Origin of the sequence: Kordiimonas lipolytica (assembly GCF_042651265.1) — a bacterium.
Taxonomy (GTDB): domain Bacteria; phylum Pseudomonadota; class Alphaproteobacteria; order Sphingomonadales; family Kordiimonadaceae; genus Kordiimonas; species Kordiimonas lipolytica.
Genome location: NZ_JBHSCR010000035.1, coordinates 45,593 through 65,239 on the forward strand (window position 1 = coordinate 45,593; position 19,647 = coordinate 65,239).

The 19,647-nt window shown below is 51.8% G+C and carries 18 protein-coding genes; 10 read left to right on the top strand and 8 right to left on the bottom strand.

Annotated features, from left to right (window positions below):
- Positions 1-104: 104 nt before the first annotated feature.
- The 4 genes from ACFO5Q_RS17540 to flbT all read right to left on the bottom strand — a co-directional run bounded on the left by ACFO5Q_RS17540 (position 105) and on the right by flbT (position 3,109).
- Positions 105-929: a flagellin gene (locus ACFO5Q_RS17540; protein ID WP_068144886.1), complete on the bottom strand. Its 825-nt coding sequence runs from the start codon at positions 927-929 to the stop codon at positions 105-107.
- Positions 930-1,161: 232 nt separating this feature from the next.
- The gene (locus ACFO5Q_RS17545) at positions 1,162-1,986 is read right to left on the bottom strand and encodes a flagellin (RefSeq protein WP_068144888.1); all 825 of its coding nucleotides are present in this window, start codon (positions 1,984-1,986) and stop codon (positions 1,162-1,164) included.
- A 264-nt stretch (positions 1,987-2,250) separates the two neighbouring features.
- Positions 2,251-2,682: a flagellar biosynthesis regulator FlaF gene (gene flaF, locus ACFO5Q_RS17550; protein WP_082719731.1), complete on the bottom strand. Its 432-nt coding sequence runs from the start codon at positions 2,680-2,682 to the stop codon at positions 2,251-2,253.
- 34 nt (positions 2,683-2,716) lie between these two features.
- Positions 2,717-3,109: a flagellar biosynthesis repressor FlbT gene (flbT, locus tag ACFO5Q_RS17555; protein WP_068144896.1), complete on the bottom strand. Its 393-nt coding sequence runs from the start codon at positions 3,107-3,109 to the stop codon at positions 2,717-2,719.
- A 185-nt stretch (positions 3,110-3,294) separates the two neighbouring features.
- Between flbT and ACFO5Q_RS17560 the strand changes: the two genes are divergently transcribed.
- The 4 genes from ACFO5Q_RS17560 to ACFO5Q_RS17575 all read left to right on the top strand — a co-directional run bounded on the left by ACFO5Q_RS17560 (position 3,295) and on the right by ACFO5Q_RS17575 (position 8,915).
- A complete protein-coding gene (locus ACFO5Q_RS17560) occupies positions 3,295-5,085 on the top strand; it encodes a tetratricopeptide repeat protein (protein ID WP_068144899.1) in 1,791 nt (596 codons plus the stop codon).
- A gap of 68 nt (positions 5,086-5,153) precedes the next feature.
- On the top strand, positions 5,154-5,957 hold the full coding sequence (locus ACFO5Q_RS17565; protein ID WP_156431886.1) for an N-acetylneuraminate synthase family protein: 804 nt from the start codon (positions 5,154-5,156) through the stop codon (positions 5,955-5,957).
- Entirely contained in the window at positions 5,939-7,684 is a 1,746-nt protein-coding gene (locus ACFO5Q_RS17570; protein WP_082719732.1) for a cytidylyltransferase domain-containing protein, read from the top strand. Before ACFO5Q_RS17565 ends, ACFO5Q_RS17570 begins: the two co-directional genes overlap by 19 nt.
- A gap of 1 nt (position 7,685) precedes the next feature.
- Positions 7,686-8,915, top strand: coding sequence for a class I SAM-dependent methyltransferase (locus tag ACFO5Q_RS17575; RefSeq protein WP_068144908.1), 1,230 nt, complete (start codon positions 7,686-7,688; stop codon positions 8,913-8,915).
- A 63-nt stretch (positions 8,916-8,978) separates the two neighbouring features.
- Here ACFO5Q_RS17575 and ACFO5Q_RS17580 read toward each other — a convergent pair whose 3' ends face one another.
- A complete protein-coding gene (locus ACFO5Q_RS17580; protein ID WP_068144911.1) occupies positions 8,979-10,031 on the bottom strand; it encodes an N-acetylneuraminate synthase family protein in 1,053 nt (350 codons plus the stop codon).
- A 39-nt stretch (positions 10,032-10,070) separates the two neighbouring features.
- Positions 10,071-10,520, bottom strand: coding sequence for a thiamine pyrophosphate-dependent enzyme (locus tag ACFO5Q_RS17585; protein ID WP_068144915.1), 450 nt, complete (start codon positions 10,518-10,520; stop codon positions 10,071-10,073).
- 157 nt (positions 10,521-10,677) lie between these two features.
- Here ACFO5Q_RS17585 and ACFO5Q_RS17590 point away from each other — a divergent pair, with 157 nt between their 5' ends.
- Entirely contained in the window at positions 10,678-10,851 is a 174-nt protein-coding gene (locus ACFO5Q_RS17590; RefSeq protein WP_156431887.1) for a hypothetical protein, read from the top strand.
- 109 nt (positions 10,852-10,960) lie between these two features.
- Positions 10,961-11,509 (top strand): hypothetical protein, encoded by a 549-nt coding sequence (locus ACFO5Q_RS17595; RefSeq protein WP_156431888.1) that lies wholly within the window; start codon positions 10,961-10,963, stop codon positions 11,507-11,509.
- Between the two features lie 26 nt (positions 11,510-11,535).
- Here the strand turns inward: ACFO5Q_RS17595 and fabG are convergent, their stop codons facing one another.
- The gene (gene fabG, locus ACFO5Q_RS17600) at positions 11,536-12,288 is read right to left on the bottom strand and encodes a 3-oxoacyl-ACP reductase FabG (protein WP_068144926.1); all 753 of its coding nucleotides are present in this window, start codon (positions 12,286-12,288) and stop codon (positions 11,536-11,538) included.
- Positions 12,285-14,153, bottom strand: coding sequence for a thiamine pyrophosphate-binding protein (locus ACFO5Q_RS17605; protein ID WP_068144929.1), 1,869 nt, complete (start codon positions 14,151-14,153; stop codon positions 12,285-12,287). The genes fabG and ACFO5Q_RS17605 overlap by 4 nt, the downstream gene beginning before the upstream one ends.
- Here ACFO5Q_RS17605 and ACFO5Q_RS17610 point away from each other — a divergent pair.
- The 4 genes from ACFO5Q_RS17610 to pseC all read left to right on the top strand — a co-directional run bounded on the left by ACFO5Q_RS17610 (position 14,091) and on the right by pseC (position 19,646).
- Positions 14,091-15,314, top strand: coding sequence for an ATP-grasp domain-containing protein (locus ACFO5Q_RS17610; protein ID WP_197420955.1), 1,224 nt, complete (start codon positions 14,091-14,093; stop codon positions 15,312-15,314). The genes ACFO5Q_RS17605 and ACFO5Q_RS17610 overlap by 63 nt on opposite strands.
- 4 nt (positions 15,315-15,318) lie before the next feature.
- Entirely contained in the window at positions 15,319-17,331 is a 2,013-nt protein-coding gene (locus ACFO5Q_RS17615; RefSeq protein ID WP_082719735.1) for a hypothetical protein, read from the top strand.
- Between the two features lie 69 nt (positions 17,332-17,400).
- On the top strand, positions 17,401-18,438 hold the full coding sequence (gene pseB / locus ACFO5Q_RS17620; protein WP_068144937.1) for a UDP-N-acetylglucosamine 4,6-dehydratase (inverting): 1,038 nt from the start codon (positions 17,401-17,403) through the stop codon (positions 18,436-18,438).
- An 8-nt stretch (positions 18,439-18,446) separates the two neighbouring features.
- On the top strand, positions 18,447-19,646 hold the full coding sequence (gene pseC / locus ACFO5Q_RS17625; RefSeq protein WP_068144940.1) for a UDP-4-amino-4,6-dideoxy-N-acetyl-beta-L-altrosamine transaminase: 1,200 nt from the start codon (positions 18,447-18,449) through the stop codon (positions 19,644-19,646).
- Position 19,647 lies beyond the last annotated feature (1 nt).

Consider the following 19,647-nt stretch of genomic DNA (forward strand, 5'->3'; position numbering starts at 1 on the left):
AGGCAAAATTTTCCACATTTGAGAAGTGGGGTGACTTTTTGCCTAGTGGAGGGGAAAAAAATGCCGGGTCGGCCCAAAGGCCGGCCCGGATGTCTGATATGGCTTTATTGGAAAAGACTTACGGCAGCTTGAGGTGCTTGGTTGGCAATTGAAAGCGCCTGCAGGCCCAGCTGCTGCTTCACTTGCATCGCTTGCAGCTGTGCAGATGCTTTTGCCATGTCTGCGTCAACGAGGTTGCCGATACCGACCTCGATCGTATCTGAAAGCTTGTTGGCAAACGACTGCTGCAGTTCGAGACGTTTTGCGCCAGCGCCCAATTCAGAGAGTGACTGGTTCACATTTGTGATCGACGCTTCAATCAGATCCACGGCTGCAGACGCGTTGGCTGCAGTGTCAATCGCAGTGGCGCTGGAAACCGTCACGGTGGTACCGCTGAGGGCCAGGTCCTGCGCAGGAATGGAAATTGTATTGGAACCGTCGTCGTTGGTAATGGCCACGATAGCGGCGCTACCATTAACGGCATTTGTTCCGTTGAATTCCGCATTGTCGACAATGGATGTGATTTGGTTGCGTAGTTCTGTGAACTCGTCATTCAGTGCGGTGCGGCTGGCAGTGTCAAGACCTGCGTCTTTTGCGGCCACTGCCTTTTCTTTCATTTCGATGAGAAGGTCGGAAACGGCTTCGCCGGCGGCAACAGCAACATCGATTGTCGACATCGCGCGGTCCAAAGAGGATTTCACAGCATTCAAGCCTGACACATCTGCCCGAAGGCTCTGTGCAATAGAGAATACTGCTGCGTTGTCTTTCGATGAAGCCACTTTAAGCCCCGTGTTAATCTGCGTTTGTACTTTTCCGAGCATCCGATCTGTGCTGTTCAAGTTTTGAAGTGCGGACAGGGCGGATGCATTGGTGTTAACTGAAAAAGCCATCTCTGGTCTCCTTTCTGAGAGTAATAACTGAGCCTTTTGCTCTTGGCTCTGGATAGCGCAAGGGGCGTGCCAGTTTTAATGCATTGAAAGTTATGGAGAATTTGCATTTCTCAGTCGCGGATGGAGGGGGTGCGGCAGAAGTTGCAGGCAAAGATTGCCGTTTCAGGGCAAAAAGTGTGCATAAAAAAAGGGGCCCTGAGGCCCCTTAAAGAATGTGATTTCGAGGAACTGCTTAACGGAACAGTCCGAGTACCGTCGATGGTGCCTGGTTGGCGATCGACAATGCTTGCAGACCAAGCTGCTGTTTAACCTGCAGCGATTGCAGCTGCGCACTTGTCTTGGCCAGGTCGGCGTCAACGAGGTTACCGATACCAACTTCGATGGTGTCAGACAGCTTGCCTACGAACTCTTTCTGCAGTTCCAGGCGTTTTGCGCCAGCACCAAGAGCGGACAGCGAAGTGTTCACGTTGGAGATGGAGGCCTCGATGAGGTCAACTGCAGCGGATGCATTAGCGGACGTGTCGATTGCCGTTGCAGAAGATACTGTCACAGTGGTGCCGCTGAGGGCCAGATCCTGTGCAGGGATGGAGATCGTGTTGGAGCCATCGTCGTTAGTGATCGCAACAATTGCGTTGGATCCGTCAACCGCGTTGGTGCCGTTGAATTCAGCGTTCGATACGATCGATGTGATCTGGCTGCGAAGCTCAGTGAACTCGTCGTTCAGGGCAGTACGGCTAGCAGTGTCAAGGCCAGCGTCTTTTGCAGCCACAGCCTTCTCTTTCATTTCAATGAGAAGGTCGGAAACTGCTTCACCTGCCGCCACGGCCACGTCAATGGTAGAAAGCGCGCGGTCCAGGGAGGACTTCACAGCATTCAAACCGGAAACGTCGCCACGCAGTTTTTGCGCGATCGAGAATACGGCCGCATTGTCCTTGGCAGACGCTACCTTCAGGCCCGTGTTAATCTGGGTCTGAGTTTTGTTGAGCATGTTAGTGGTGGAGTTGAGGTTTTGCAGAGCTGCAAATGCACCAGCATTGGTGTTAACAGAAAAAGACATGTTGTTTCTCCATTCTGAGATGTCGTTTGAGCCTTTTGCTCATGAAAGCCTTTTGCTTTCGAAATTCAACATTGCATGGGGTGTGCCAATTTTTCCCATTGCTCGGAAAATAATGCCCACAGTATTGAAAATACTTATCTTTTTAGCTTTCTCGGTGCGGATAAGTATCGGGCTGGCTTGTTGGGGTGGGGCGGCAAAAAATGCCGGCTAGGAAAAAAGTGTCATGAAAATTCGGCAAAAATTGCCGAATGGGGCAGAAGTTGCCTAGAGGAGGGAGTTGATTGGCTTTTGGTCTTGTGGTTGCTGTTGCGCATCATTGTTTTCTTCTTGAGCGCGTTGTTGCAGCCTGGCCTGGTCTGCAAGACCTTCCATAATCGTGCGATTGATGTTGATCAGGTCGTCTATGGATTCTTCACCGCGCACAACAGCGGAGGAATGCTTGGATACCCAAATAGACAGCGAGATGATACCGGCGCGGAGCTGCGGGGGGAGGCCATTGCCTTCGGTGCCGCAGTCTGACGATAGTACGGACCACATCCGTCTGTTCCAATCCAGCGCCTCTACCATTTCCTTGTCGCGGATGTTTCGGTCTTTAGCCTTGATAAGGGCGTTGGTGACCTCAGCGAAAAGCCTATATTCCACCTGGCTGGGGTTTTCGGCCGAATGCTGAGCTTTCTGGTAAGCTTGGTATGACATCTACTTTTCCGTTACTACCTTCTACTACCTTGTCTCACGTTCCCCCAAGTCTCGTCTTCTCGAAAGTGATCAGCTTTTTGCAGTTCATTAGTGCTCGATAATAGTTCTTTTCCATTACGTCCCGGCTGATTGAAACGCAAAGTTCTACAGCGTCAGGTGTGCTGATAGCATTCATGAATTCCGTCATGCGTACGACAAACTCTTCATAGTATTTGTCGACTTGTCCCTGATCCATATACATCAGCATGATTGGGAAATAGATGCGCCGAGCTGGTGTCGTAATGTCTTCTTCCTGCAAAATATCCTTTTCTCGTAAGATCGAGGCCTTGTTGTGGACGATCAACGTCGTCCTCCTGTCGGCATTTGCAATTACCGCGCCATTAATCACCAGTTTCTCATCAGGCTTTAAAGAAAGCTTTAACGCCATTCATTCCTCCCCAATGGTCGTATTCTATTTGTCACCCAGAGGGACAGTTTCTGCCTATATCATAAGGCATTAATCTTAATACGCCATAAAATAATTGATTGGCACCTGGCTTGCATCCGCCACTTGATGGTGCATAATCAATACGCCAATCGCCAGACTATTGGAAAGACAGAAGGAGTTTGCCGGTGCCAGCTAATACGAAATCCGAAGAGGACGCTCTATTGGAGGGGCTACCTGTAATTGATACAAGCGATATCGGGCTTGAACTGGATGACGAAGACCTGCAGCAACTCGGGATGGATTTCAATATTCAGAAATCTCCTCAGACTGTTTCCAAGCCGGAGGCGATCAAGGCGTTTAAGGCCGCCGAGAAGGCGGCTAAAAAGATGGACTGGGGAAACGTAGCCAAGCATTTGTTGATTGCCTGGGATGCGGTACCGAACGACTTGGGACTCCTGACTTTGCTGGCTCACTCACTGGTACAGCTGGGCGTGCGCGAGAAGGCGATTGCAGTGTTAGAGCGGGCGCTCAAATATCATGAGCCTACGCCTGACATCTGTGCCATCATGCTTGAGCTGGCGGTAAAAATGGAATTTTACGACATTGCCATCAAAGTCGGGCACCAGTTGATTGCGATGGATGCTGATACCCCATCCCATTTCGTCAACCTCGCATCGGCCTATTCGGGCGCAGAACGGTATGACGAGGGTATAGAACTGTTGCAGGCTGTTTTGCCGCGGTTTCCAAAGCATGGCGACTTATGGAATGTCCTGGCTACGATGGTGCGTTTTCGCGACGGGATTGGGCCAAGTTACGTGTTTCTGGATGAGGCGCTGCGGGTTGACCCAACCAATTATAAAGCCCTCAGCAACTACGCGCAGTCATTGACCTTTGACCTGCGTTTGGAGGAGGCGCTGAAAATGGACGCACGGGCCATGAGGGCTAATCCTTCAAATCCCGAACCGTTTCTTGGTGCAGCACAGTTACAGTTTTACTTTGGTAAACTTGACAAAGCCTGGGATAATTACACCAGAAGGCTCGATCACACTCGCCGCCTGAACCAAACGCAAATCTTTACGCATAAAGTGCCGAAGTGGAAAGGCCAGGACCTGGCCGGAAAATCTCTCTTTATATTGGGGGAACAGGGTATTGGCGATGAAGTTATGTTCGGGACCTATATGACCTTCCTCTATGAGCAGGTAGAAAAACTTTATATTGGTTGCGACTACAGGCTCGTATCCATTTATCAGCGGCGTTTTCCAAACGCGACTGTCGAGGCCTACCGGGATGCCTTTGCGCACAACTATCGTTATCGGTCTTTCCCAAAAATTGAATCGGATATGGCTAAAGGCGAAATTTCCATCGACTATGCGATTGAGGTCGCCAGTTGCCCGCGTTTTGAATGGACTAAAACTGCAAATATCAAACCTCATCCGGCTGGGTATCTGGTACCAGATCCTGAACTGGATGAAAAATTCAAGGATAAATTGGCAGCAGCAGGCAGCAAACCGAAGATTGGGATTGCCTGGCGAAGTGGTAACCTGACCGGCCTTCGCTCAGGAATCTACGCCAGTATTGAGGAGTTGGGTCCTCTCTTTGCTTTGAAAGATGAGGTGGATTTCGTAAATCTCCAGTATGGGGAGTGCGCTGACGAATTGGTGCGCGCAAAAGAGTTGTTCGGCGTTGACATTATTCAATTCGATGACGTGGACTTGAAAAAGGATATTGAGGCTAACCTGGCTATTATGAACAATTGCGATTTTGTTGTTGCAGCGGTAAGTGCACCGGCAATCTTTTCTCAAGCCATTGGAACCAGAACAGTCTTGTTGACCCAGATTGCTCCATGGTGGTGTTTTGGTGACCGGGAAAAGATTCCGTTTGCGCCGGGCACGACCTTTATCGACGCTCAAGGTGGGGTTTCTTGGGCGGAGGTTGCAGAGTTCGCGGCGGATACCATTCGTCGAAACCTGGGATAGCCGTTTTGAGCCAGGAATTATTTATCTCTGAGGTGTCCAGCAACCATGCGCAGAGCCTTGAGCGCTGCATGGATTTTATCGACGTGTCAGCTGACATCGGTTGCGATGCCGTAAAATTCCAATTGTTTCGGATCGATGAGCTTTTTGCTCCGGAAATCCTCAAATGCAGCGAAGAGCATCGTCGCCGGAAACATTGGGAACTCCCTGTTGAATTCCTAAAGCCGTTGGCAGAGCGCAGTCACAAGAAGGGAATGCAGTTTTCGTGCACGCCTTTCTACTTGGAAGCGGTCGAGGAAATGTTGCCTTATGTAGACTTTTACAAGATCGCTTCCTATGAAATGCCGTGGGATGATCTGATCCGGGCCTGTGCCCAAACGGGCAAGCCTCTCGTGATGTCTACCGGCATGGCTTATTTAGCGGAAGTGGCACACGCAGTTGAGGTTTTTGAGCAAGCGGGTGGCCGTGACCTGACGCTGTTACACTGCATTTCGGGTTATCCAACACCCCTTGAACAATGCAATCTGTCTGCAATTGCCACGCTGCGGGATGCATTTGGATGTAAGGTGGGGTGGTCAGACCACAGCCGCAATCCACTTGTTGTATCTCGAGCGATTGAAAAATGGGGCGCCAGTGTCATTGAATTCCATTTGGATATCGACGGTGCAGGGGCAGAATATGAAACAGGGCATTGCTGGCTGCCTGAGGAGATTGCCCCGGTTATTGCGTTCCATCGGCAGGGGACACTTATTGATGGCAGCGGGGAAAAGGCCCCTACAGCTGCGGAGATCGAGGATCGACCTTGGCGCGCGTCCCCTGATGATGGCCTGAGGCCAAATAAGAGCGTGAGGGCGCAATGGGCCAGCAAGTCCTAGCTGTTATCGGTGCAAGGCTTAATTCCAGCAGGCTCCCGAAAAAGCAACTTCGTCCTCTCTTTGGAGAGCCGGTGATCAGTCATATCGTCCGCCGGCTGCAAGCGGTTCCCCATATCACCGGAATTGTGATTGCGACCACAGACGAGACTTTCAATGACGAGTTGCGTGAGTGGGCTGAAAGCGCGGGTGTCGACTGCTTTTCTTATAGCGGTGACATTGATGATGTCGTGGGGCGGGTAGACGCCGTTGTGCGGGACTATGACCCGGATCTATTGGTATATATCTGCGGAGACTGCCCTCTGATTGAGCCTGTGACATTGGACGGTATGATCAAGGAACTATTAGCGCACCCTGGGGCCGAGTTTGTCACATTGACGCCCGCCCCCGACGGTGGCCGATATATTCATGAGGGCTTCGATGTATATCGGCGGAGTTTCTGGGACAAGATTGCTCAGGCCTCGACAGAAGCATACGAAAAGGAACATTTGGCGTCCGCCTACCATCATTCTGGCAAAGTAGACCCAACCGGAATCTGTTATTTTGCCGAAGATCCCTTATATGCGACGGTAACGCACCGCATTTCGATTGATACCTACTCAGATTTACAGTTTATGCAGGCTGTTTATGATGCTTGGTATGAAAGCCATAGCAGCGATACGATTGTCTCTTTATCTTGGGTGATCTCCATGCTCCAGAAGGGGCGGTGGCATGATATTAATGCCCATGTGCACCAAAAACATGTTGGTGAAGAGCCGCCATCCGTTTGCTTTGTTGTTGAAGCCGGGCAGGGCATAGGGCTTGGTCACCTGGCACGCATGATTGTTCTGGCAAGGGCTTTTCAGGACTGCTATTCGGCATCGCTTGAATTCCTTGTCAAATGTGATGCACTCCCGGAACTGGATTTTCAGGGTGTTCCTGTTGCTCGAATATCCGATGGCACAGATGTAAGGGGCCTATTGCTTTCCAAGCTTCAGGGCGCCGATATCTTGGTTCAGGACCTTAAGGGAGCCAACTTCGATTTTGCAGACAGAGAAAAAGACGCCGATAGCGATTGTTTCATTGTCTCGATTGACAATCCGGACATTGGGCTTGAACCAGATTTCCTCATGATGCCCAGCTTTGTAAACGGCCGACCCGATTTTCAACCTTCAAGCTTTGGGTGGAATCATTTTCTGCTCAGGCGGGTGGTACGGAGGCCAGACACGGTGAGTGAAGTGAAGCGGGTTATTGTACTTTCTGGCGCAGGCTTGGCCGGAGAACGAGCGAAGCAGCTCGCTTCCGGACTGATGTCGGGACTACCCAGAAGCGTCACCGTTTCCTGGGTGATATGGCCCGGTACGGCTGATCCCCTTGAAGGGCTTGGCCACCAAAACTGGAAGCCTGTGGAGGCCTCCCCAAATCTGGCCGGTGAGCTCGCGTCCTATGATGCGGCAGTCGCGGCGTATGGTGTCAGTTTCTTCGAGTGCCTAAACGCCGGGTTGCCGACTGTGGTGTATGATGCTTTGGGGACGGTGTCCGACGGCGAATGGCGGGCCTTGGAAGAGGCAGGTGTGGCAATGCCTGTCGATGACCTGGAAGAAATAGGCCCCGTTCTATCGAAATTGATTTCCGACAGCGCTTTGCGTCAGCATCTGATCAAAACCGCGACCGGGAAGCTAACGAATGATGGCGGCCGGGAAGCCGTGACGTCCATCATGAAGGCATATTTAAAGAAAAGGGAGACGTGACATGAAAGCGTCGTTTTCAGCACTTAGTCATGCCAGCTGGGGCAAGGAAGACAGCACCTATGTTTCAGAACGTGCTTGCCCGGTATGCAGCACTGATCAGACACGCGCTGTGGAAGCGTTGCCTGGGTTGCAGTTTTTCACAGATCATCCTGATGTATCCAAGCAGGCTGACGTTTGTCAGGTTCAGTGCCGCAATTGCCTTACGCTTTTCATGAACCCGGCCTATTCAGATCGTGGGTTTGAAGTCCTTTTCTCAGAAGCCGGCAGATCGTACGGGGACGGTGGCGGCCGTCATGACGAACAGATCGCGTGGCTCGACAAAAATGGTCTGAAAAATGAGACGTTCAGCTATATGGATATCGGTTGTTACGAAGGCCAGTTCCTAGCACAACTTCCTGTAGGCAGGCGCTTCATTGGGGTTGATTTCGACGGACCGGCCATCGAACGGGCGAAGAAGAATTACCCTGGCGATGAATATCTGTTTTTGCAGGGGCGTTTTGAAGAGATCAGCTTGGATGAACAGGTGGATGTTTTCACAATGTTCCATGTTCTGGAGCATCTACCAGATCCGGTTGGCGTTCTACGTGTGTTGAGGGATTTTTCCCACGAAAAGACTGCGCTTGTTGTCGAGGTTCCTGTGCTTGAACTTGGATTTACGAACGACATACATGGGTTCTTTTCGCCTCAGCACCTGACCCATTTCAGCAAGCATACGCTTCGTCAAACCTTTATGCAGGCAGGTTGGCGTATCGCGGAAAGCCAGGATGCAGCGGACTATAATGGGCATCGTGTCATTGCCTATCCGGACGATCATGTTGGTGAGATTACGGCGGATTTTGAAGACTATTCCAGGCTTCATGCAGTAAGGGCCAGCCTTAGCCAGGCTTTAATCGATGCGGAAAAAAGCATTTCGCAATTCCCGGCCATGTCGCAGATCGCGATCTGGGGAGCGGGAATGCATCTCGAGTATATTTTGCAAAGAACTACTTTCTTTGAACGCTTTCGGGATGCTGAATTTCTAGCGGTTGATTCAGATCAGATGAAACAAGGACGGACTTGGCGTGGTATCGAAATAAGGTCACCTGATTGTCTGGAAGAATTTGACTGGGCTGAAACGGGGCTGTTGATATCCAGTTATGGCGGGCAGGAAAAGATTTATGAGCTGGCCATTGCGCGCGGCATCCCAGCATCTTCCATAATGAAGCTCTATGACCGCGTAACAACTTATTAGGCCACGCCCCTATCTATATAGAGGCTGATGCAACAGGTCGCGGTGTTTCCGCGACCTTTCTTTTTATTTAACCTGCGCGCGAGGGATCGGAGTGTCGGCCGGCAGGTCTTCAACCATCGTACGACCCAGAATCGCGTCAACTTCCATGCCGGTGAAAAAGTCGGCTGCATCTGTCAGGGGTTGCTTGCAAACAATGTCGCCATCGCTGATTGTCTGGCCTTTTTTTAGCGCCCGGCTGGAACAGATGGAAACATGATAGTTGTTCCGCGCAGCAAATTCGCCCGCTTGCAGCGGCTCAGCCACTCCCCGCGCCTGATGCAACCGCTTCAGGTCCATGGCAAGTGATGCAAACTCATCCGGTAGCAGGCTGATGGTGTGGTCAAGCCCCACCATGGCACGGTTCAGGGTGAAATGGCGCTCGATTGCGCAAGCACCAAGCGCTGCAGCCGCGAAGGAAAGGGCAGTGCCAGCCTCGTGGCCGCTAAAGCCGACAGGCAGCCCATAGCGGTCCTTGATGGTTTGGATTGTGTCCAGTTTTACCTGGCTGTCCGGTGTGGGGTAGGCGCTGACGCAGTGGAAAAGCATCAGTTGGTTGTCTTTCAGGATTTCAACAGCCTTGTCGCGTTCCTGCCAGGTAGTGCCGCCAAGACTAAGCATGACCGGTTTGCCGGTATCGGCAATGGCTTCCAGAAGTGGGGCATTCGTCAGGCTGTGAGACGCAATCTTGATGAGGTCGATGTCGACTTTTTGCAGGAACTCCAGGCTGACAAGGTCAAATACTGAGGAACAGAAAATCTGGCCCAGACTTTCGGCATACCGCTTGAGCTCAATATATTCATCCAGCCCAAGTTCCAGTTTTTCCCTTACATCCCGCTGCGTTCTGCCAAAGGCAGGACATTTGGGGAAAGGGGCATCAAGAAAGGCTGCGGTGGCAAGCGCGGATGGTTCGCGCTTCTGGAATTTTACAACCGAGCTGCCGCTCAAGACGGCTGCGTCAATCATCTTTTTGGCCAGATCAACGCTGCCATTGTGGTTCAACCCGATTTCCGCAATCAAATGGCAAGGCAGGCCTTCGCCCATGTCAATGTTGCCGATAGAAAAGATCTTATTGGTCATGATTTGCTCTTTCCAAATGGTGTTGCGCAGCTGGCATGCCTATTTCCGGGCCAGCCAGGCGCTGAATTCTGCTTGAATTTGCTCTGGAGCGGGTGGGTTGGGAGTGTCTTCTTTGCCGGTAGCGATTTTGATCACGGTTGCCTGGGGCACTTTGTCATCCAGGAAAAAAGTGGGTTGTCCGCCTGTCGTTTCATAGCTCTGATTATCCAGGACGTAATAGGTCAGGCCTTCCAAAGGCAGCATACAACTGCTGGCCAGGCCCATCGCGGCATTTCCGTCTCCATCCACTACCACAACGTCAATATCCGGGCGCGCCTGTTTCAGGCCAACTCCCACGCTCAGGGCTTCGCCCATACCATGCAGCAAATAATAATTTCCTGGGCGGTGGCAGAAATGGGCGGCCTCGCGCGAGGTCAGGCCATTACTGTATATGATGGCCGCAGTGGGGTGTTTGTCCTGAATGGACTGGATCGCTTCAACTCTATTCACTGACATTCCCCCTGTGCATGAGAACGGCGGTTACTTTTTCCTGCGAAAACGCTACCTGGGCCGCAAGGGAAAAAGAGTCACAGCCCAAAACCTGAAAATCAAATACAGTGACGTCAAAGGCGTCTAGAACGGTCAATGACTTCTGCCCCCAGTGGTGATGCTGGGGCTCCTCCCATGGCAATTCGCCACGCGCGGTTACGACCATCACAAGCCCTTGCCGGTAGAGATGCTGAAGCCCGAAAAGGGCATCGCCCAGCAACCCAAGGCCGGAATTCTGGATAAGGAGGCATGGGCGCTTGCCGCCCAAACGCGCGCCAAACGCCAGCTGTGAACAGTCGCGAGACCTCTATTTTCCAACTATTTTCAACCAGCATGTTGGTACCGCAGCTCGGCCTCGTGCAGCGGTTATGCATTGTCATATGTAGCCCAATGGGCCTGTTGTGGATATGATAGACACGTTTGATATCCGTGTCGGTATTCAGACGGGAAACATATTGATTACGCTTGTAAGCTATATCAACGCAATGAATAAGCTTGAGGCTAATGAGCCCGATGAGGCAAATTCTGAGTTTGTAATGGACATAGGCAAACTCTATACGGATATGACAGCGGAAGAGAAACGATACGCGTTGGTTCATGTCGCGCCAATTTGGTATTCCCGCTTTTATTGCAAGTGGTTGCGGTATACGAGGGAGTGTGAGGAATTGGGTAAAACCGCACCGCTCTGGATGACGTTCAGGGATCTTTCCGAAACGTCAGAGAAATTGTTGGCAGCCCTAGTCAAGCATTTTGACCCCATTTACTCCTATACCGACGCTAAAGTTCAAGCGGCCTTGGACAAGACCCTCAGTATAACAGACCAAGTGCGCTTCAACAAAGGCGTTGGAGGGCGAGGTGAAGCATATTTCTCTGATGATGAGAAAGAGACCATATACAACATCATGAAAACAGCAGGTGAAGAAGATTTGCGGAAATATGGTGTGCTATGAACGTCTAGTCGCTTGAGGCCGTAGTGTTAACCGAAGTACATGCCGCCATTCACATTAAGCGTCTGACCGCATATATACCCTGCATCTTTGCTGGCTAGGAACACACATGATTGCGCAATCTCCTCGGTGCGCCCCAGCCGACCCGCGGGGATGCTGGAGAGTTTTGCTTTACTGGCGTTATCCCCGAGTTCCGCTGATGTCATGTCTGTTGGGACGAGCCCGGGGGCGATGGCGTTACAGGTAATGCCATCCCTGCTATAGAGACGTCCCATAGACATGGTCAGATTGATCAGTGCCGCTTTTGATGCAGCATAGTGGACTTGGCGCTCGCCACCCCATTGCCCTCCAATGGAAGCGATATTAATGATGCGTCCCCACTTTTTAGCCTGCATGGACGGCAAGCATAATTGAATGAGTTGAACTGCCCCCATCAAGTTGCAATTCAGCATAGACATCCAGTCAGCATCCGTCAGATCCATAAATGATTTCTCTTGCGCCATCCCGGCGTTGTTCACCAAGATGTCCGGACTGCCATACTGGTCTGTGGCAGCTTGAATGGTAGCTTCAGCTGAAGAGCGGTTGCCATTTTCCAGTGGTAGTGCAATTGCTGCACCTTTATCCGCTTCTATTTGCTTAACTACCTCTTTGGCTTTTTGGTCTTCAGTGTGGAACGTCAGTGCCACATTGGCACCAGCGGCAGCCAAAGCGCGGGCAATGCCAGCCCCAATGCCGCGCGATCCACCTGTCACCAAAGCGTTTTTTCCCTTGAGATGGGTCATGCATCCAATCCTTCTCGGTGCCACATTTCATCAATTTTCTGGCCAGCAAGCAACATGGGCGATACATCCTCAAAGGGGTCAATCATACAATGAACAAGGCATGGGCCCGCAGTCGCAAGAGCATTAGAAACGGTTTGTTCAACTAGCGCGGGGTCCGACAGCGTATAGCTTGTCATCCCATAGGCTTTCGCGATTGCAGCGAAATCTGGATTTTTCTTGTCGCCGGTCGTCAGGTCAACTTCCCAGTTAAACAACTGGAACTGGGAAACAATAGCCAGGCGGGCATTGTCCAGAAGGAAAATCTTGATCGGTAGATCGTGTTCAACAACTGTCGCCAATTCCTGAATATTCATCTGTAAAGACCCGTCCCCGACAAAGCAGATGACATGAGCGTCCGGCATGGCTAGTTGGGCGCCAATGGCTGCCGGAAGGTCATAGCCCATGGTTCCGTGACCTGCTGAAGTAAGCCATGAACGAGATGGCAAGTCATAGTCAAAATGGCGCGCGGCCCATTGTTGGTGGGAGCCAACACCAGATGTAACAATGACTTGTGTGGCATTGACCTGATTGCTGACTGACTCAATAATCGCTTGTGGCTTCAGCTTAGAATGGTCGAAGCGGTAGCAGTGCTCACTGTGCAGATCCTTTATCCTGCTTAGCCAAGAAGCTTTCTCTGAGATTTGTTTAACTTCTAGGGCACTCAACAGCGCCTGAAGTCCTGTTTTTGCATCGCTTTGAATCGTGATGTCGCAAGGCACTCTGCTATGGGTTATTTCAGTGGGATCGATATCAATTCGGCCCTTCCAGGCATCTGGAGCGAAATACTTCAACTCTGTTCCTGTCTGGCGTACGTCCAGGCGAGTGCCAATTGCCAGGATTACATCGGCTTCCTGGATCGCTTTTCCTGCGGCCTGGCTACCAGTGTGGCCGTGAAATCCCAATGCTTGGGCATGCGCAGTAGGAAAAACACCCAAGGCCGGTAAACTCTGGCTAACACCGCAACCGCATTGTTCCGCCAGTTGCCTAAGCTCTGATATGGCGTCACCAATCCGTACACCGTTTCCTGCCAGGATGAGCGGGCGCTCTGCAGAAGCCAGTTTGCCGGCGATTTCCTGGATGGCTGTTTCGTCAATTTCTGTGGCGGCAGTAGGTGTTTCTGCTGCAGTAGTAGGCGCTATTCGATCTGTGGCAGATCGCTGGACATCCATTGGTAGATCAAGAACCACTGGGCCTTGTCGGCCTGACAACATCACTTGATAGGCTTTATGCAAAGTGTCGGAAAGGTCATCTGGGCTATGGGGCTGGAATACGGCCTTGGCAATAGGTCTGCAGAGGCTGGGGGTATCTACTTCTTGAAACCCTCTCTGGCGTAGCTTTGGGCTTCCAGCAAGATCCCCAGTGCCGACCTGTCCGGTTATGAAGAGCACTGGGACAGAGTCGAAAAAGGCGTCCGCCAAGGGAGTGACTGCATTCGTTACACCGGGCCCCGAAGTGACCATGCAAACCTGCGGTTCACCTGTCAATTTCGCGGCGGACAGAGCAGCAAAGCCTGCGCCTTGTTCATGTTTGGGAACAAAAAGGTCAATATCGAGCTTATGTAGCTCGTCCAGTACGGGGGCGATCGTGCCACCTGGATATACGAATACTCGGTTTATTCCCCTTTCCTTGAGGAAATCAGCAATGACTTTTGCACCTAGGGCCACAGCGGTATCATCTTTCTTGGTTTTGATTGATTTTTCTTCATTAATATACGCATTTAGAGTGAAGCTACAGGAATCTTGAAGGCGCGGAAAGGAAGTTTTTTGGGACGCAAAACCATATTGTTGATTGGCGGCGGCTTGGAAGCAGTTGAAGGTGTAATCCAATTGAAGGAGGCCGGGTTCTTCACTGTTGTATGCGACGGCGATAGCCAAGCACCCTGTTTCAAAGTTGCTGACGCAGCGGTTGTTGCAAGCATTTATCATGCTGACCAATGTGTTCCGGCCGTGGCAGATTTTCACAACAATATACGTTCGATTGACGGCTTGATCGTTATTGCTGTTGATGCGCCCCATGTGGGCGCCCGTGTTGCGGAGCACATCGGAATTCCTGGGCTGCCTGTTCCTGTAGCCGACCGAATGGTCGACAAGGTGGCAATGAAAGAGTGCCTCCATGGCGCGGGCGTCGCTGTGCCGGATTTCGCATTGGTAACCCATGTGTCGGGTCTTCACCATTATGTGGAGCGTTGGGACAAGATTGTCGTAAAACCTGTCGATAGCCGCGGTTCCAAGGGGGTTTCAATACTAGATTCTGGAGGGGACGCTAAATGGGCCTATGAGCACGCATTGACCCATTCTCCGACCGATCGCGTCATGGCGGAACGCTTTATTGAGGGGCGCCAGTTGAGCACAGAGAGCCTCGTGATAGATGGTATCACTCATACCCTCGGTATGGCTGACCGAAACTATGAGTTTTTGGAAACCTATGCGCCTTATGTCATTGAAAACGGGGGCGATCTGCCGACCAGCCTGTCAGATGATATCGTGGCAGAGGTTCGGGCAGTCCTTGATACGGCCTCGGCAGCGCTAGATATTGCTTCCGGCCCAGTTAAAGGGGACCTTGTGGTCGACAGGACCGGAAAGATTTATATTATTGAATTGGCAGCCCGGTTGTCTGGCGGGCACCTTTGTACCTTCGAAATTCCCTATTCCACTGGGGTTGAGCTCGTGACGCTGGCCGGTAAGCTTGCTACAGGATTGCCGGTGACAGATCAGGACTTGCAACCGACAGAGAACAGGCATGTATGCATCAGGTTGTTGTTTCCTGCGAATGAGGGAGAGGTTGTCAGTCTGTCTGGGGTTGACGCAGCGGGGAGGGCACCGGGCGTCTTAAAGTTGATTGTTTGGGCGGTTCCAGGAGCGCAGTGTAAGCTGCCTACCAATTCCGGTGGGTCCCTCGGGATGGTGATTACCACAGCAGAAAATCGGGAGGACGCCCAGCTGAGAGCTCAAGAAGCATTGAACCTGATCAAGTTGGATATTAGCTAAAAGCATGCCAGGACCCATATTATATACAGTTTTCCACCTCAATCTGGCTTTTTCATCAGTTGAAGTAGAAGAACGCAAGACCGTTGTAGAGCGCTGTTATTGGCCCTTGTTGCGCCTAGCGCAGGAAGAAGTCCCGATTGGCCTTGAAGTTACAAGTTTTACGCTTCTTGAAGTTCAGAAGATTGACCCCGACTGGGTCAAAACGCTGAAAATTCTGGTCGAAGAGGGAAAAGTTGAACTGATTGGCAGTGGTTTCTGCCAGATTATCGGGCCGCTTGTGCCGGCAGAATTGACCCGCCAGAACCTAAAGTTGGGCCTTGATGACTATGAAGCGTTGTTAGGGTGTCGCCCCACTGTCGCGCTGATTAATGAACAGGCTTATTCCAGTGGTCTCCTGCCGCTTTATAAAGAGGCAGGTTTTGATGCCGTTATGATGGACTGGGCGGAGCCTGCCAGCCACAACAAGAATTGGGAAAAGACGTTCTCCCAACGGCCACAAATGATTGCCGGAGCTTGCGGCACAGAGTTGCCGGTCATTTGGTCCGACGCGATTTCTTTTCAGAAGTTTCAGCGCTATGCCCACGGGGAATTGACTGCTGAAGAATATTTTGGCTTCCTTTCCGAGCAAATCAACAGTGGGGCCAAGGCAATCCCTGTTTATACCAGTGACGCCGAAGTGTTTGATTATCGCCCCGGGCGGTTCGCGGCAGAGGCGCAGCTTGAGGCCATTAGCGAGTTCGAACGCATTAGATTGCTGCTGACAAGTCTCAAAAAAAGCGACGATGTTGTGTTGGCTCTGCCAAGGGAAGCCCTTGCCGCTCTTGAAGATGGCCAGTCGCCGCCTCTGCGTCTTGATACCAGCGCAGTACCTGTGCCGGTAAAAAAGCAAAGGAAATATAATCTGACACGCTGGGGGCTGACAGGACGCGCCGATTTGAAGCTTAATACCCACTGCTGGCGGCTATATGAGGGCTTCGCTGACGGCACCTTGGCGCCTACGCAGAATGATTGGCGGCAGCTGTGTCAGATGTGGGCGAGCGACTACCGAACTCATATTACAGGCAAGCGCTGGCTGGAACTCGCCGATAATCTGCCTGCCATAGAGGTCAGGGAACCGGAACCCCAGAGCGACAGGGGCACCGACCTGCCGCCCAATCTCTCGGTCCAACGGGTGGGCCGGTTCCTCTCTATTGAAGGGGATGGAGCCCACCTTGTTCTGAATATGCAGCGTGGACTTGCAATTCAGTCATTTGGCCTTGGGGCAGCGGGCGTTGCCTTGTCTGGCAAGCTACCACAGGAAGGGGTCATAGGAACGCTGGCTCACGGTTTCTTTGAAGATATCGCTTATGGCGCTGATTTCTACAGCGGCCACTTTGTGATCGAGCCGGCATTGTCTCACAAGGTAACCGATCTTGCCAAGTGCGAGCCAGAGGTAGCCTGCTGTGTATCAACGGGGCAGGTGGAAATTATTGCGAGAATCGCCGCGGGAGGCAGTAGGATTCACAAGACGATACGTGTGGACCTGAAGGCGCGTACCGTTGACATCAGTTATGAGTGCAATGAGTTGATGGCGCAGGCCGCATCCAAAAGGCTCGGGTTTGTAACTTTGAATCCCGACTTTTTTGATCGGAAGACGCTGTTTTATGCCACCCACAATGGTGGAGAGGTGCTTGAACGTTATCCTCTCTTCAGAGATGGCGAGCTTGTTACGGTGGACCATGGCGCGCCGGTGTCACGGCTGGTGTCGGCTTCATCCGCCCTGGGCACAACCGAAGGCCGCCTATATCTTGGGGATGCTGATCATTACGTGTGTGTTGAGATGAAGAGGGCAGATTGTGCCGGCCTCGGCATGGTGGCCTGCGCGCCGGTGCGTGGAAGCTTCTTTCTCCGCGGGTACATGAGCGTTGGTGAGTTGGACGAGACCAGCAAATTCGACGATCCGGGTTTGGACGCCAAGATTGCACCGATGTCCTTGCGTCAGCGTATATCTCTGGGGAAAACAGCTAAGCTATTATAATAAAAGAATTGTTTAAGAAATCATTTTCCGGTGATAGGGTGGTGTCGAAGTGGTCAAGGAGGCAAACGGATGGCAACTTTATCCTTTGACGAATCTAAGTGTGATCTTGCAGGCAAGTCGGTGCTTATCACAGGTGGGACCGGTTCGTTTGGGCGCACACTGCTCAAACGACTGTTGACCCATTACAATCCTCGTAGGATCATTTTATTCGCCCGTGGTGAGTTCAGCCATTTTGAATTGCAGCATTCCCTGTCCCCTGAGGAACAGAAGAAAGTTCGCTTTTTCATAGGTGATGTTCGCGACCGTGATCGCCTGACGATGGCAATGCGGGATGTGGACATCGTTGTTCATGCCGCTGCGCAAAAGCAAGTGCCGCTTGCCGAGTATAATCCATTCGAATGCATCAAGACCAATGTGATTGGCGCAGAAAACGTGGTTCAGGCCTCGATCCGTGCGGGAGTGAAACAGGTCATCGCACTGTCGACAGACAAGGCGGTGAACCCGATAAACTTGTATGGTGCCAGCAAGCTGGCTTCTGACAAGATTTTTGTTGCTGCAAATTCACTGGCTTCGGGTACTGGCACACGGTTTGCGGTTGTTCGGTATGGGAACGTACTGGGGTCGAAGGGCAGTGTAATCCCGTTTTTTCGCGGCCTTCTCAAGCAGGGCGCGACAGAACTTCCGGTTACGGACGAGCGTATGACACGCTTTTGGATCACACTTGAGGAAGCTGTCGCCTTCACGTTGTCCTGTCTTCCAATCATGGTAGGCGGGGAAATTTTTGTACCTAAGATCCCGTCGATGAAGATTACAGACCTGATCGAAGCCCTCGCTCCTGACATGCCACAGAAAAAGGTAGGTATCAGGCCAGGTGAAAAGTTGCACGAAATTATGATCACGGAGCACAATGCCTATAACACCGTGGACATGGGTGATCGTTATGTCATTGAGCCGGAATGGAGCTTCTGGAAGCGACCGACGCTTGTAGAAAAGGGATATCCAACCATGCCGGAGGGGTTTGAATACGTCAGTGACAAGAATGACAGCTGGATGTCTGCGGAAGAGCTGAAAGAGGTCCTCAAGACGATCCCCGAAGGTGGGCAGTAGCAGGAAAAATGGCAGATACATTTCTACCGTATGGGCGGCACCAAATAGATGAGGATGATATTGCTGCTGTCGTTGATGTGCTCAGGAATGGCGCACTGACATGCGGTCCCCAGGTAGAAGCATTTGAGCAGGCCTTTGCCCATCAGGTAGGTGCGTCAGAGGCCATCGTCTGTTCAAATGGAACAACAGCACTTCATCTTGCGATGATAGGGCTGGATGTTGGCCCCGGCGATGCCGTTATCGTGCCCACCGTGACATTTTTGTCCACCGCCAATGCTGCTCGCATGGCTGGCGCAGACGTTGTATTTGCCGATGTATGCCCAGACACCGGCCTTCTGACAGTAGAAACGCTTAAGGCAGCTTTTGCGCGGGCATCAAGTCCGATCAAGGCCGTTTTGCCGGTTCATTTGAACGGGCAATGTGTCGATATGGAAGAAATTTCCGCCCTTTGCCGAGCAGAAGGGGTCGCTATCGTGACCGACTGCTGTCATGCGCTTGGGGCGTCATATAAAGGTTCGGTTACTGGCGCGCCAGGAGACGGCCTTTTCGAGGACTTGGCCTGTTTCTCGTTACACCCTGTCAAATCGATAGCGATGGGGGAGGGGGGCGTAGTCACCACTTCCGACAGTGTGCTTGCGGCGCGTATGAGAATTTTGCGCAGTCAGGGCATGGTGCGTGATCCTTCAGCCTGGCAACAGGCAGAGGCCGCGTTTTCTCCGGATTCAGGAGAGCCTAACCCATGGTACTATGAAATGCAGGAGCTGGGCTATAATTACCGGGCGACTGATCTTCAGTGTGCGCTTGGACTTAGTCAATTGAAAAAGCTGGGTTCTTTTGTGGCTCGCCGACGAGAAATCGCAGCAATCTATGACAGGCAGATTGAGGCGCATCTAAACAGTGTGGTGCCAATTCCGTGCACAAAGCTGGCGGATTCTGCCTGGCACCTCTATCCGATCCTGATTGATTTTAAGGCGCAAAAGAAAGACCGGGCGACAGTGATGTCGGAATTGTCTGCGCTGGGGGTGGGAACACAGGTGCATTACATCCCCGTTTCTTCGCAGCCCTATTATGAAGGCCTCTATGGTAAGCAAAGTTTTGCAGGGGCTGAGCGCTACTATGAGCGTGTCCTGAGCTTGCCGATATTCCCGGCAATGTCTGATGATGACGTAGCCCGCGTGGTGGAGTGTCTGGGGAAGATATTGCGCTAAG

Bases quoted from the DNA above. Each gene is read 5' to 3' on its own strand.
- ACFO5Q_RS17565 (WP_156431886.1), top strand. From the start codon at position 5,154: ATGGATTTTATCGACGTGTCAGCTGACATCGGTTGCGATGCCGTAAAA.
- ACFO5Q_RS17575 (WP_068144908.1), top strand. From the start codon at position 7,686: ATGAAAGCGTCGTTTTCAGCACTTAGTCATGCCAGCTGGGGCAAGGAA.
- ACFO5Q_RS17590 (WP_156431887.1), top strand. From the start codon at position 10,678: ATGCTGGGGCTCCTCCCATGGCAATTCGCCACGCGCGGTTACGACCAT.
- pseC (WP_068144940.1), top strand. From the start codon at position 18,447: ATGGCAGATACATTTCTACCGTATGGGCGGCACCAAATAGATGAGGAT.
- pseB (WP_068144937.1), top strand. From the start codon at position 17,401: ATGGCAACTTTATCCTTTGACGAATCTAAGTGTGATCTTGCAGGCAAG.
- ACFO5Q_RS17540 (WP_068144886.1), bottom strand. From the start codon at position 929: ATGGCTTTTTCAGTTAACACCAATGCATCCGCCCTGTCCGCACTTCAA.
- fabG (WP_068144926.1), bottom strand. From the start codon at position 12,288: ATGACCCATCTCAAGGGAAAAAACGCTTTGGTGACAGGTGGATCGCGC.
- flaF (WP_082719731.1), bottom strand. From the start codon at position 2,682: ATGTCATACCAAGCTTACCAGAAAGCTCAGCATTCGGCCGAAAACCCC.
- flbT (WP_068144896.1), bottom strand. From the start codon at position 3,109: ATGGCGTTAAAGCTTTCTTTAAAGCCTGATGAGAAACTGGTGATTAAT.
- ACFO5Q_RS17545 (WP_068144888.1), bottom strand. From the start codon at position 1,986: ATGTCTTTTTCTGTTAACACCAATGCTGGTGCATTTGCAGCTCTGCAA.
- ACFO5Q_RS17570 (WP_082719732.1), top strand. From the start codon at position 5,939: ATGGGCCAGCAAGTCCTAGCTGTTATCGGTGCAAGGCTTAATTCCAGC.
- ACFO5Q_RS17580 (WP_068144911.1), bottom strand. From the start codon at position 10,031: ATGACCAATAAGATCTTTTCTATCGGCAACATTGACATGGGCGAAGGC.
- ACFO5Q_RS17615 (WP_082719735.1), top strand. From the start codon at position 15,319: ATGCCAGGACCCATATTATATACAGTTTTCCACCTCAATCTGGCTTTT.